Raw genomic sequence first — 13620 nt, forward strand, 5'->3', positions numbered from 1 at the left:
GGAACCAGTATGACAATAGAAATAAAAGTACCGGTATTGCCTGAATCAGTGGCAGATGCATCAATCGCTACCTGGCATGTAAAGGTTGGTGATAAAGTTAGCCGCGATCAAAACCTAGTCGATATTGAAACAGATAAAGTTGTGTTAGAAGTTGTGGCTCCTGCAGACGGAGTTTTAAGCGAGATTTTGCAAGCTGAAGGCGAGACCGTGCTCGGCGAGCAAACTATCGCTAATTTTGAAGAAGGTGCAAGCTCTGGAGCTGCCGCTCCTGCCCAAGCCAGTGAAGAATCAAGTCAACCATCCGGTAATAAAGGTGAGTCAGTGGAAATTAAGGTACCTGTTCTGCCAGAATCAGTGGCAGATGCGACAATTGCAACTTGGCATGTAAAGCCAGGCGAAGCCATATCTCGAGATCAGAATTTAGTTGATATTGAGACTGATAAAGTTGTGCTAGAAGTTGTAGCACCAGCAGACGGTTCGCTAAGTGAAATTTTAGCGCCTGAAGGCGAAACTGTAACCGGTGAGCAAGTGATTGCAAATTTTGTTGCAGGTAGTGGAGCCAGTGCTGCACCAGCGGCACCTGCAGTTGAAGCGACATCTGAAGAAAACGATGCCCTTAGCCCGTCAGTGCGTAGATTACTAGCTGAAAAAGGTCTAGATGCTGCAAACATTAAAGGTACCGGTAAAGGCGGTCGTGTAACTAAAGAAGACGTTGAAAAGTCATTGCAAGCGCCAGCCGCTAAAACTGCGGCAGCACCAGAAGCTGCGCCAGTAGCTGCTTTAGGTAATCGTACTGAAAAACGTGTGCCTATGACTCGTTTGCGTAAAACTATTGCGACTCGTTTGTTAGAAGCTAAAAACAGCACGGCAATGTTGACTACGTTTAACGAAGTGAACATGAAACCTATCATGGACTTGCGTAAGCAGTATCAAGAACAATTCGAGAAACGTCATGGTATCCGTCTTGGCTTTATGTCTTTCTATGTGAAAGCAGTGACCGAAGCGCTGAAACGTTTCCCTGAAGTCAACGCTTCTATCGATGGTGACGACATTTGTTACCACAATTATTTCGATATCTCTATCGCTGTATCTACGCCTCGTGGATTGGTAACGCCAGTACTCAAAGACACAGATACTTTAGGAATGGCCGGAATTGAAGGCGGTATCAGAGAGTTAGCGCTTAAAGGTCGTGATGGTAAATTGAGCATGGCGGATATGCAGGGCGGCAACTTCACCATAACCAATGGTGGTGTGTTTGGCTCGTTGATGTCAACTCCTATCCTTAATCTACCTCAAAGCGCAATTTTGGGTATGCATAAAATCCAAGATCGTCCTATGGCAGTAAATGGTAAAGTTGAAATTTTGCCAATGATGTATTTGGCATTGTCTTATGATCACCGCATTATCGATGGCAAAGAGTCAGTAGGCTTTTTGGTAACCATCAAAGAAATGTTAGAAGATCCAACACGTCTGCTTTTAGATGTGTAACTAATTGATACAGGTGAGGTTTTCCTCACCTGTATTGTCGTTGTTACTATGTTTTGTAATGACATAAAAATAAAGCGGCTTATTAGCGGCTTTTTTCTTAAATTAAACGGGTAGAAAAACCATGAATTTGCATGAATATCAAGGTAAGCAGTTATTCAAAGAATACGGCTTGCCAGTCTCTGAGGGGATCGCAACAGATTCACCAGAAGAAGCCGCAGCAGCAGCTGATAAAATTGGCGGAAGTGAGTGGGTAGTTAAATGCCAAGTTCACGCAGGTGGCCGTGGTAAAGCTGGCGGTGTTAAATTAGTTAAAACAAAGGAAGAAATTAAAGCCTTTGCAGAAAACTGGTTAGGTAAAAACTTAGTCACTTTCCAAACTGATGAACATGGTCAACCTGTTAGCAAGATCTTAGTTGAATCATGTACTGATATCGCAGATGAGCTGTATTTAGGTGCGGTTGTTGACCGTACCTCTCGTCGCGTAGTGTTCATGGCGTCTACTGAAGGCGGTGTTGAAATTGAGACTGTTGCTGAAGAAACACCTGAGAAAATCTTAAAAGCTGAGATTGATCCAATTGTTGGTGCGCAACCTTACCAAGCCCGTGAAATGGCATTTAAATTGGGCCTTAAAGGCGTTCAAATTAAGCAATTCACTCAAATATTCTTAGGTCTAGCAAAAATGTTTGTTGACTTAGATATTGCGCTTATCGAAATCAATCCATTAGTCATTAAAGATGACGGTGACATTCACTGCCTAGACGCTAAAGTAGCTATCGATGGCAACGCTGCGTATCGCCAACCAAAAGTTGCTGCGATGCACGATCCATCACAAGACGACGCCCGTGAAGCTGAAGCAGCTAAATGGGAACTGAACTATGTTGCACTAGACGGAAACGTTGGCTGCATGGTAAACGGTGCCGGTCTTGCTATGGGTACGATGGATATTGTTAACCTGCACGGTGGCAAGCCAGCTAACTTCCTAGATGTGGGCGGCGGTGCAACGAAAGAACGTGTTGCTGAAGCATTCAAAATCATTCTTTCTGACAGTAACGTAAGTGCTGTATTAGTGAACATTTTTGGTGGTATTGTACGTTGTGACATGATCGCTGAAGGTATTATCGGTGCGGTTAAAGAGGTGGGTGTTAACGTACCAGTTGTTGTTCGTCTTGAAGGGACTAACGCAGAATTAGGTCGTGAAGTATTAGCTGCTTCAGATCTAGACATCATTGCTGCTAGCAGTCTAACCGACGCCGCTCAGCAAGTTGTTAAAGCAGCGGAGGGCAAATAATGTCTGTATTAATTAATAAGCACACTAAAGTTATCTGTCAGGGTTTCACTGGTGGTCAAGGTACTTTCCATTCTGAGCAAGCAATTGCTTATGGCACACAAATGGTTGGTGGTGTAACGCCTGGTAAAGGCGGCACGACTCATCTAGATCTTCCGGTATTTAACACAGTACGTGAAGCGGTTGAAGCAACAGGTGCTACGGCGACTGTTATTTATGTGCCTGCTCCATTCTGTAAAGACTCTATCGTTGAAGCAGCAGACGCAGGTATCGAATTGATCATCTGTATCACTGAAGGTATCCCAACTATCGACATGTTATTCGTTAAAGAATATTTGAACGTTAAAGGCGTTCGCATGATCGGTCCAAACTGCCCAGGTGTGATCACTCCAGGCGAATGTAAAATTGGTATCATGCCAGGACACATTCACAAGCCAGGTAAAGTAGGTATTGTTTCTCGCTCTGGTACGTTGACGTACGAAGCGGTTAAGCAAACTACTGATGAAGGTTTTGGTCAGTCTACCTGTGTTGGTATTGGTGGTGACCCTATCCCAGGTTCTAACTTCATCGATATTTTACAATTGTTCCAAGACGATCCAGAAACAGAAGCAATCGTAATGATTGGTGAAATTGGTGGTTCTGCAGAAGAAGAAGCCGCTGAATTTATCAAAGCTAACGTCACTAAGCCTGTAGTATCTTACATCGCTGGTGTAACTGCTCCTGCTGGTAAGCGTATGGGCCACGCTGGCGCAATCATCGCCGGTGGTAAAGGTACAGCTGATGAGAAATTCAAAGCACTAGAAGCTGCAGGTGTTAAAACTGTACGCTCTCTAGCTGATATCGGTAAAGGTTTACGCGAAATTACTGGTTGGTAATTTGCGTTAATTTTTAATGATATTAATACTATTGTTATAAAAGATTAAAAACCCGCTGTTAGCGGGTTTTTTTATGCTTCGAAGAAAGTGATGAGGCCGTCATGGCTCTTTACGAAGCCGCTAGAAAGCGGGGGGCCATACCATTATTCTGGTGATCTTTTTAGGTGGATTCGGTTTTCTGTTTATGTGCTTTGCACACAAGGCATAATGTTGCCACTGAGATTAAAATTAATAAGGGTGTCCATTTAATCAATGTAGTTCCTTATTTTACCCAAATTAATTAACTCTATTATGAGTTAACAATATGCGCATGCGAGGGTGCGCATATTTGGCTCTTGAAAATCAAACTCGTTTAGGCCAAGTCTAAAATAAACCAAACAGGTAGGCGGTTTTTGGAAGCTTGTTTTCAAACGTTACTCGCCGTCTAATTGTTCTTTATATTGCTCCATAACGGTCTGAAAGTAATCGATGTTGTTAGGCGTGTCATTTGAAGACAGTTTAATGGCTTTTTGTAAATTTATGATTGCCTTGGTTAGTTTGCCCTCGGCAGCCAATACTCGCGATAACCAAAAATAGGCATTGGGGTGCTTATCGGAAACGCTGATCCAAAGGTTAAATACTTCTCTTGCTTGAGCATATTCCTGTCGCTTGAATAGTTTGTATCCAAGTGATCTCAATGAATTGGGGTTTCTAGTGATATCTGTTGGAACATTTATAGTCACCCCGTAACTTTCGCTTAAGGTTTTATAATGCTCGACGACTTTGGGTAGTACCAACCCAGAAGTGTGATCAAACTCTTGAAATTTCTGGAATTGATTTCGAGGAAAGATCAAATTCAAGGCGTTTGTAAATGCTGGAATAGCAACCGGATAGTGGCCAAAATTGTCGATATGCTCAACTTTGAAGGTTAACCTGTCTTTGTACGCGGCCAATCCTTGGACAAGCTTGCGAGCATTTTCATAGTGTTTTGGCTCTCTGCGAGCTTCGAATTCTGCCGACGCTACATATAAAAACTTATCATTCAACGAGCCGTTTGCCGCAGCAAGCGCAATTTCATCAACAAAGGTCGTTTGTTCTGTGTAGCCCAATCCAAGTATGTCGGTTGCTGCAATTAAAACGTATGCGCTAAAAAGATTAGGACCCTTAGGCAAGTAAATATCAAATACTTCATCTTGATTGAGATAGGACGAGTAATAATTGATTCGTTTCCCGAATGGCAGTGGCGCATAAGTGACATTTTCGTCCTTAGTCTGTTGTGTTGTGGCATAGAGCTCGAATGAAAACATCAGTAAAACGGTTAATAAAAAGGCTCTTATAAACATTTTGTAAAGCACCTTAAAAAATTAAGAGGGGGGATTTTACTGCTGTTAGTCACTAGTCAATTTTCTTATCGTCCGCAAAACATTGCTAAAAGTTCACGTTTTAGTGCGTAAGTGTCAATTTCGCTTTGTGCAATAAAAGGTGCGGACCAGAATTAAAAGAAAATAGCATAGTGAATTTATATGATTGCCCGTTGATGTTTCGGTTTTGGGGAGGTTTGAGTTGAGGGCTTAACAAAAGCGCGCTCTTTTCCTAGAGAAATGGGTAGTTATCATTAGGGATTGGTATAAATAGTATAAAAAGATTAGCTAATGGTTACCCAATGATTATGCGGCAATTTAAAGTTTTACTATGCTTTAGCGAGTTTTCAGAATGGCGGCACGTTAATTATGGTTAAGGCTGTCGAACTAACCCAACCCCAAAGATTACGGGCGAACAATCGTTCAGGAAACCCCACTCTATGCGCTAGTTAAAAAACAATCACACTGGAGAGTTCAAATGAGCTATGGACCTAATCAAAGTAATGCATCACTATTTAATCCTTCCAACAGGAAACTTTGTTCTGCTGGAGCATTGGAACCTCTCACTATTTCGATGTACGAAATTCCTAAAGGTGACGGTCCCAATGAGTTTCCGAACATATATAGAAAACAACCCGCTTTGCATCAGTTGGCCGTTCAACGGGCTCGGGAATATCATGGGCTAAGGAAATTCAAATCCGTTTACGGCAAAGTGCAAAGGGCCCTGCCCGATATTATTTTGAGTCTTGATGAAACAGGGAAATTGGCTATGAGATTCACAAAGCCCAGCTCAGCCTACGAACTGATCACTAAAGCCGTCGCGGACAAATTGGTTGACCATATGAAAGGCCGATTAAACCGAAGTAAGGACCTGTTTTCCAGTCAGAGCGCCAGTGCCAAGTGGCTAAGGTTCAACGCTGTTCTGAGTAGTTTGTCGACTCTGCTCAAAATTCGACAGGATATTGATGCCCGAAATCTGGTAAACGAACAGTATGGCGCACGTAGGCGCGAAGCAACTAACAAAAAGGTAAGGTTCTGTCTTGCTGCAATTGCAGCTAATCGAATAGGCACGTCGCAAACCGTTCAATACACAAATCTTTACATCAAATTGTGGAAAGACTATGAGGAATTCGAAAAAAAATTGGAGGAATACTTAAAGTGGGTAACAGTCGAACAAAAACTGTCTGGATCCTACACTGAAAACCAACAATTCCATCAACGAAGTCCATGGGCCTGATACTCATTCTAGAATTTCTGAGTCAGAACAAAGTTAACTTAGGTTTTGAGAATTCAATTTTCTAGTAGTTGCTGCTGTTATTTGTACTATTCAGTTTCTCTCGTCTTTTGGCTGCCTTATACTGCTTGTAAATTTGATTGATACCAAAAAGGTTTACTGAATTACATGGCTAATCAACCCATTACTGATGCTGCTACAAGCGTTTACACCCTTGATGATTTAGCTAAGTTAACTGACTACTCTTTAGTCGATGATTTGAACTGCGATCCAGACGCTACCGAATCCGGTGATGATTATAATCCTAGGCAGGTGTTTTCGGGACATTATGTACCTGTTAAACCTACACCTATTGCTCAGCCTAAATATGTTGCCCACAGTGAAACATTGTTTGCGGAATTAGGTTTTGATGACAGCCTTGTTCGTACCGATGATTTTATTAAGGTGTTCTCAGGCGATATCTCTGATGTGCCAATGCCGATGCGAACGGTGGGGTGGGCTACAGGTTATGCGCTGTCGATTTACGGTACCGAGTACATTCAGCAATGTCCTTTCCAAACAGGTAATGGTTATGGTGATGGTCGTGCGATTTCTGTAGTAGAAGCGGTCGTTAATGGCAAACGTTGGGAGATGCAGTTGAAAGGGGCAGGGCCTACACCCTATTGTCGAGGTGGAGATGGCAGAGCAGTTTTGCGTTCAAGTATCAGGGAGTTTTTAGCGCAAGAGCATATGTATGCGTTAGGTGTGCCCACTTCGCGTTCTTTATGTATGTTTGTCTCTGAATCAGAGCAAGTTAATCGCCCTTGGTATTCTGAAGGTTCTTATGCCACCAACCCAGATTTAAACGTATCTAACCCAGTGGCGATATCAACTCGTGTGGCACCTTCTTTTTTACGTGTAGGTCAACTTGAACTCTTTGCTCGTCGCGCTCGCTACAAGGCTCATCCTGCAGCATTAAAAGAGCTAGAGCTGATTGTTTTACATTTGATTGAGCGTGAATATGCAAATGAAGTGGATCACGAGTTAGCCCTAGAAAAGCAAATTGTGCAACTAGCTATGGCGTTTTGTGAGCGATTAACCACACTAATTAGCCACTGGATGCGGGTAGGTTATTGCCAAGGAAACTTTAACAGCGATAATTGTGCCTGCGGTGGTTATACACTCGACTATGGACCCTTTGGCTTTATGGAGTGTTTCGAACCCAATTTCCAACCTTGGACCGGAGGCGGGCAGCACTTTTCATTCTTTAACCAAGCTGCGGCTGCGCAAACAAATTTCAACATGTTTTGTCGATCCTTACAGCCATTACTTGCCTCAGCGCCAGCCGCACTCGAACAGTTAAATCAGATAAACCTTGGGTTTGTCGGCGTGATGCAAGATAAGTTAGAAAACATGTGGGCAGCTAAGCTTGGCCTACAAACTTTTAACGCTGAGATATTTAGTGAATTGATAAAGTTGATGGAGAAATCCTATGTGGATTACACGATTTTCTTTCGTGAACTTGTAAAACTTCCTAAGAATATTTCTGGTTTAAGTAAAAGTTTTTACGGTCCAGAAACCGCTGATTTGGCTGAGCAGTGGAGACTGTGGTTACAAAAATGGCAAGGCTTGATCGTTACTGATGAAAGTGGCAAACCAGACCTGCATAAAGCTTCACAAATAATGCAACAAGTTAATCCGAAATACACTTGGCGAGAATGGCTAGTGGTGCCTGCTTACCAGCAAGCGGGCGAGGGTGACTTCGCACTGGTTCACGAGTTGCAACAGATATTAACTCAGCCATTCGATGAGCAGTCGGGCGAGGTTGACAGTAAATATAACAGATTAAAACCTCAAGCTTTTTTCGCTGCGGGTGGTGTATCGCACTATAGCTGTTCGTCTTGATATGTTAAGAATTGCCTAATGACTGATAAGTTTTTTGTGAGAGGTGTTAGCTCTGAAATAAATCAAGATGCTAAATCAAAAACGTAATAGACACTGATTGCACGTCTTTGAGAATATCTGTTGCTATTTTAATGCGTCACAATCCTTTGTGGTTGATTGGCATTGAGCTATCGAATTTAAGGAGTCGATTTTGAAAATTACTATCCAACAAGCATCAAGTATTTTGCTGCTAATGAGTTGCGTTTTTGGTTGTTCTGAAACACAAAAAGCAGAACAAGTAACAGCGCCAGCAGTGGCACAACAGACAGCACAAAATACTGGGAAAGATGATAAATCGGTTGCAGACATTAACAAATTTAATGCCTATACCCAGCACTATACCCAAGATACCAAAATTACCCGAAGCCATGCCACAGGGCACGTAGGAGACTTTTTCTTCACTCATTGGAAAGATGGCGGTTCGGCGTCTTTAACTATGGATACAGAAGGTGCTTTTAGCGTGCAATGGCAGGGTGGTGGCTATAACTATGTTGGTGGTCCAGGGTGGCATTATGGCGATAAAGATCGCGTCATAGGTTATCGCTTTGACGAGGACAGCGGTGCTAATTTTGTTACCTTGTACGGTTGGGGATACGATAAAACTATGGATCACGCAAATCCAGCGCATCTAGTCGAGTATTACATTTTGCAAAGGTGGACCTATGATCCCAGTAAAGATGGTGTGTTCGGTAAAACATTTGTAAGTAACGGTATCGAGTATTCAACTTATCGATCAATTCGCGAGCAAAAACCTTCAATTAATAATACATCTACTTTTTACCAATACTGGAGTAAACCCAGTGAACCACAACCCTTAGGTCAGGATGGTAAAATTATCTTTGCAGATCATGTTAAGGCGTGGTCTGACAGTGGTTGGTTGATCCCCAATATGAATAATTTTGACGCAAGTGATGATCCTACGTATCAGGTGATGGCGGTTGAAGTCTTTAACCCACCTAAAGACGGCACTGCGTCAGGTCGGGTATGGGATGCCGCCACTAATTAGCAGGTAGAGACTAAAAGGCTCAGTTTTTGGTTTCGCCGTTTTTAGTGAGTATTAGCCTTGGTTATTAAGCAAGGCTAAAACTAGGTCATTATTGGAGCCTCGTTATATTTCAGTTGTTTTAGACGCATGTATAAAGTTACGGCGATAACGAGCAGTGGCTATGAAAGCCAGTATCAATATTATCGAGCTTGGCAATGTGCCCCCACTTTTGCTCTTATTAGTAATAGTCACTTGGCTGTTTACCGGCTCACTAATCGTCAGGCCGTCACTTACTATTACCGCAAAGCTAAATACTTTATCTTTTGTTACCTCTGGTGCGGTGAAAGTGATGCTATTTTCTTGTTGAGTAAACGAGACCACTTCTCCCGCGGTTTGTGTCCAAGTATAGGTAAGCGGGTCGTTATCTACATCGGTCGCCGTTACACTTAGGGTGACACTCTGACCTTCTTCAGCTGTTGTGTTATCACTTGCCTGTATGCTAGGTGGGTCATTTACCGCTAAAACAGCTATGTGAATTGGGGTAGCTTTAGAATATTTTCCTGCAGCGTCAGCGACTCGATAACTCAAGGTATCTGCGCCATTAAAGTGGTTATTTGCTTGATATTTTATCTGACCATTTTCGACTGTTGCTGTTCCGTTATTAGGGGCTTGTACTATTTCTAAGCTATCAGGATCGAGAGCGCCGCTAGCCTCCACTTTTACACTGCGGATTGCATGATGTTCTAAACCGTTTATTTGTAGTGTAGAGAATGCAGTTACGTAGGTACTGGTGACATCGTTAAAGATAACATCAAAGGTTTGTTCGTTATCTTCTTGCAACTCAAACTCGTCAGTGTTTGCAAATTCTTGCTGGTCAATCAGATTTACCGAGTAGTTAATTTGCGCGACGCCTTCTTCTTGAGTCTTCAACTGTAGCGTAATACCGGTTAATTTGTCTTCGGGAAGAAATGTGTCATGGGTTCCATCAAAATATAAGCTTTTGCCTATACTGCCATCTTTGTTTTCGGCCCCAATAGATGCATAGTCGGGGAGATCCTCAACCAGTACATAATTAAACCAAATATTATTAGTATTTTCTTCGATAATCAGTTGAAAGGTAAATGGGCCAACAAGTTCTGCTGAGCTAGGTTCATCGAATTCATTTGAGTATATTTCTACTCTGTCCCATTCAACAATTAAAAAGGTTCGCCCTGCATTTTCGTGAATGGCAGTACGAAGGTAACCGCCTCCCGAGTCTTCACTGTCAGCGGGGTCAAGTAAATCATACTCTGACCACAATGGTGCAATCACTCTGTTGAGAGGAGATGGATTGGGAAACTCTTGATTAAACAAGGCTGAAAATGAGCCAATATCAGTGGCGCCAGCAATAACGAATCCATTGTCCGATATGGTTAAGCGCTCATAATCCTCGCCATTAAAGTGAAAGTTGAAATCAACCACTGCTGAAATATTGATGCAGCCATCCGAACACGCAACAGGTGTAATTTCAGCCTCTGCTAAACTGCGACTAAACGGAATGTCGCTTCTCTCAAATGACATCTTGCCAAGTTGCAAGTTTCCTTGCCAATGTATTGTTTTTTCTGCGGTATTAAATTCTAAAAGAGTTGTTTCTCCATTACTCACCTCAGCGGTTTCAGTGTCGGGTATAAACTCAGCGTTTTCTGGAATAGCTAAGTCAAGGGCAAAGGCCTCTCCAACATTTTTGTTACGTACAGTAGTAGAAAAAGTGATGGGTTGTGTGGTGTCGGTGTGAGTTGTTGTTGATGCAACAGTTAGTATGCCCGCATCACTAGTTTCGTTAGCATACAAAGCGATGGGTAATTGTTGAGTTGAATTGTTTTGATAGATATAGAGGTCACCATATATCCATTGCTCAGGAGCTGCTTGGGCAATATCTACTGTAAGAGTAAAAGGCACAGATGCACCGTCAGCGCCTTTTGCTGCTAGTGTTTGCTCAGCAATATTGACTTCACCGTGGGTAATCCCATCATCAAAACTGACAGAAAAGCTCACTTGTGTTGGTTGATCGCCAAGGTTAGTAATAATGTTGTCAAAACTGCATTGTCCAATACAGGCAGGATCCGCGTATGATACTTTATCGGTGGTGATAGTTGTTTCTAACGCTTTTTTGGCGTCGAGTCTACCGGCACCCATATCAAAAGGTCGGGCAGGGTCTAGTCCCAACAACACATTTGCATTACTTGAGCTGACCAAAGCGGATTTAATTTGTTTAGCGCTCCAATCTGGGTGAGCTTGCCGCAATAACGCAGCTGTACCTGCAACGTGAGGTGAGGCCATGCTAGTACCCGTTAATTTGGCAAATGTGGCTGTGTTTGCGTTAGCCTTGGCTGCATTGCTAGTGCCTGAAAAACCAATCGGGAAAGGCGAAGATTCAAACACATCTGGTGAATAGGCTGACAAAATATCAGTTCCAGGCGCTGCCATATCGGGCTTCAGGATGTGTGGATCTCCGTTTGGTCCAGTTGAACTAAAGGGATGCATCATATCCACATATTGAGGTTCAATAGCGGGTACAATTTCAGGGCTGATAGTAATACTATGATTAGAACTGTAGGCTTGCTCAAAAATCGCTAAACCTGTATCTCGGGATATGCCTATTACGGGAATCGCAAAATCTCCTTCAAAGGGGATCAACGGTTCAATTGTGGCTAAACCAAACGCACCGGAGGAATACAGCAAAACTGCTGCAGCACCACCTTGTTGCATATTTTGAGCTATTTCTTGGTGAGTACAGGTATGGCGATAATCAATTAGCACCATGCTACCAGCAAAACTCCCAAAGGTATCATTTAACGGTTGGCAACCGTCATCATCAATAGGATTAAACCCGTTTAACGCTCGCAATGGGTAGGTGGTTTGTTGCTCAAATTGACGATTGTCACCTTGGTAGGCAAAATAACTTTGCTCTGCGATTTCAATTTTGTTACCAAAGTAGCGTCCCGTGGTGGTATTCGCGACAGACACACCTGCTTCAATACAAGACGGACAACTGATAGTCTGACCGCGACCCGCATGCAAATCGTTACCTGAAGCACTGACCACTATAACTCCGGCTGCTTCGGCATTCTCAAACACTTCCTTGAAAATAGAATCGTTGGGATTTGCACCATTTCCTGCTCCCCAGGAGTTATTGATTACATCCGCTCCATCTTTAACTGCGTACTCTAGGGCGTCTAATAGCATAGTGTCAGGGCCTTGAACTTGCCCGTCTGCACCAACAAATAACGCTTTGTAAACCATTAAATAGCTGGCGGGAGCAACACCACCAATGGTGACATCACTGTCTGCATAATTGATATTTACTTGAGTTCCGGTGGCAATGCCTGCTACGTGACTGCCGTGTCCATCAAAATCAAATGGGCTAAGGTATTCGTTTTGGTAGATGTCAAAATCATAATTTGCAGGATCCATCCAGCGAGCAACAATTAATTTATTATTACAGAAGTTGGGATCGCCTTGAGGGTCGCGACAATAATCGGGATTGTCGTTGAGATAACTATTATCAGATAACACTGGTGCTTCCATGCCACTGTCACTAAACATTGGGTTGTCGTTTCGAATTCCCGTATCGACTATCGCGATTTTGATGCCTTTACCAGCCTCGGATTGTCCACCTACCGCTTCCCAAGCTGCTTGTAATCGAATAGTGTTTTGGCTGGCGTCCAAGTTCACGTAACGCATTTTCACAGGATAGACCTGTGCGACTTCAGGCATAGCTTTAATATGCGCGATTTGTTCGCCACTGGCGCTAATTTCTATGCCGTTTAACAAAGTATTAAAACGTCTGTGAGTGGTAACTGAGGCAAATTGGCTGCTAAGTTTCACCATAAACTGTTTCTGGTCGTTTAATAGTTTAGATTGATAGGCTTTTGCAGCTGCACTATTGAGGTTAGAAATCTTTGATTTTTTCTGCTTAGTTGCACTTCCCAAGGTGTACAAATTATTGATTTTCTTACTTAAAGGTGCGGAGCGTAATTTTACTATATATCGATTTTCAAGGTTAGAGAGCACCGCGTTCGAAGCGGAATTTTTATAGAGGTTGAGTTGATTCTTTATCTGTGTGTTTTTGTGAGCCGCGTTAGAAAAGCTTGTTTGTTTTGATTGTGATATCTCACTAATGGTGGCTTGACGTAAATCGCTTTGATGGTCATTAGTGTGGTCAGAAGCATTTTTAGCAAGGGCTGCAGGTACGTTATGAATAAAACTGGCGAAGCATAAGAGGCATAAAAGTAGATTAGGTAACGCATTGTGGGACTGTTTCATTATCCATTCTCTTCGTGTTATTTTTAGAGTTAAAACAGATCCCATCCTGTATAAAAAACAGGCCCAAAAATAGTAGCAAATATATACATCTTGTAATTTTATGTAACCGGGAATTGCATGGAGAAGAGAAACCTTGAGTAGTCTTTGGGATCCTGATGGACCCATATCATCAAATAATAAATGGT

General features: G+C 42.6%; 8 protein-coding genes. 6 read left to right on the plus strand and 2 right to left on the minus strand.

The features are described 5' to 3' along the window. Positions 1-9 precede the first annotated feature (9 nt). The 3 genes from odhB to sucD all read left to right on the plus strand — a co-directional run bounded on the left by odhB (position 10) and on the right by sucD (position 3648). Positions 10-1488, plus strand: coding sequence for a 2-oxoglutarate dehydrogenase complex dihydrolipoyllysine-residue succinyltransferase (gene odhB, locus ABJK37_RS10985; RefSeq protein WP_348353244.1), 1479 nt, complete (start codon positions 10-12; stop codon positions 1486-1488). A 121-nt stretch (positions 1489-1609) separates the two neighbouring features. Continuing rightward, positions 1610-2776, plus strand: coding sequence for an ADP-forming succinate--CoA ligase subunit beta (gene sucC / locus ABJK37_RS10990; RefSeq protein ID WP_348353246.1), 1167 nt, complete (start codon positions 1610-1612; stop codon positions 2774-2776). After that, complete coding sequence (sucD, locus tag ABJK37_RS10995; RefSeq protein WP_215926174.1) at positions 2776-3648, plus strand: succinate--CoA ligase subunit alpha; 873 nt, start codon at positions 2776-2778, stop codon at positions 3646-3648. Before sucC ends, sucD begins: the two co-directional genes overlap by 1 nt. Before the next feature lie 413 nt (positions 3649-4061). Here sucD and ABJK37_RS11000 read toward each other — a convergent pair whose 3' ends face one another. Next, positions 4062-4970 carry a hypothetical protein gene (locus ABJK37_RS11000; RefSeq protein WP_348353249.1) on the minus strand — a complete coding sequence of 303 codons (909 nt, stop codon included), beginning with the start codon at positions 4968-4970 and terminating at the stop codon, positions 4062-4064. 496 nt (positions 4971-5466) lie between these two features. Between ABJK37_RS11000 and ABJK37_RS11005 the strand changes: the two genes are divergently transcribed. From ABJK37_RS11005 to ABJK37_RS11015, 3 genes are all read left to right on the plus strand, one after another. Continuing rightward, on the plus strand, positions 5467-6225 hold the full coding sequence (locus tag ABJK37_RS11005) for a hypothetical protein (protein ID WP_348353251.1): 759 nt from the start codon (positions 5467-5469) through the stop codon (positions 6223-6225). Positions 6226-6390: 165 nt separating this feature from the next. After that, positions 6391-8106, plus strand: a complete 1716-nt coding sequence (locus tag ABJK37_RS11010; RefSeq protein ID WP_348353254.1) for a protein adenylyltransferase SelO family protein — start codon at positions 6391-6393, stop codon at positions 8104-8106. Positions 8107-8296: 190 nt separating this feature from the next. Further along, positions 8297-9151 (plus strand): glycoside hydrolase family 11 protein, encoded by an 855-nt coding sequence (locus ABJK37_RS11015; RefSeq protein ID WP_348353257.1) that lies wholly within the window; start codon positions 8297-8299, stop codon positions 9149-9151. Positions 9152-9253: 102 nt separating this feature from the next. Here ABJK37_RS11015 and ABJK37_RS11020 read toward each other — a convergent pair whose 3' ends face one another. Continuing rightward, positions 9254-13435 carry a S8 family serine peptidase gene (locus tag ABJK37_RS11020; protein WP_348353260.1) on the minus strand — a complete coding sequence of 1394 codons (4182 nt, stop codon included), beginning with the start codon at positions 13433-13435 and terminating at the stop codon, positions 9254-9256. Positions 13436-13620: the final 185 nt, after the last annotated feature.

Origin of the sequence: Paraglaciecola sp., from assembly GCF_039964565.1 — a bacterium.
Classification (GTDB): Bacteria; Pseudomonadota; Gammaproteobacteria; order Enterobacterales; family Alteromonadaceae; genus Paraglaciecola.

What these genes read in the sequence shown, in the direction of transcription:
- ABJK37_RS11020 (WP_348353260.1), bottom strand. Translation starts at nt 13,435, where the DNA reads ATGAAACAGTCCCACAATGCGTTACCTAATCTACTTTTATGCCTCTTA.
- ABJK37_RS11010 (WP_348353254.1), top strand. Translation starts at nt 6,391, where the DNA reads ATGGCTAATCAACCCATTACTGATGCTGCTACAAGCGTTTACACCCTT.
- sucD (WP_215926174.1), top strand. Translation starts at nt 2,776, where the DNA reads ATGTCTGTATTAATTAATAAGCACACTAAAGTTATCTGTCAGGGTTTC.
- ABJK37_RS11000 (WP_348353249.1), bottom strand. Translation starts at nt 4,970, where the DNA reads ATGTTTATAAGAGCCTTTTTATTAACCGTTTTACTGATGTTTTCATTC.
- odhB (WP_348353244.1), top strand. Translation starts at nt 10, where the DNA reads ATGACAATAGAAATAAAAGTACCGGTATTGCCTGAATCAGTGGCAGAT.
- ABJK37_RS11005 (WP_348353251.1), top strand. Translation starts at nt 5,467, where the DNA reads ATGAGCTATGGACCTAATCAAAGTAATGCATCACTATTTAATCCTTCC.
- sucC (WP_348353246.1), top strand. Translation starts at nt 1,610, where the DNA reads ATGAATTTGCATGAATATCAAGGTAAGCAGTTATTCAAAGAATACGGC.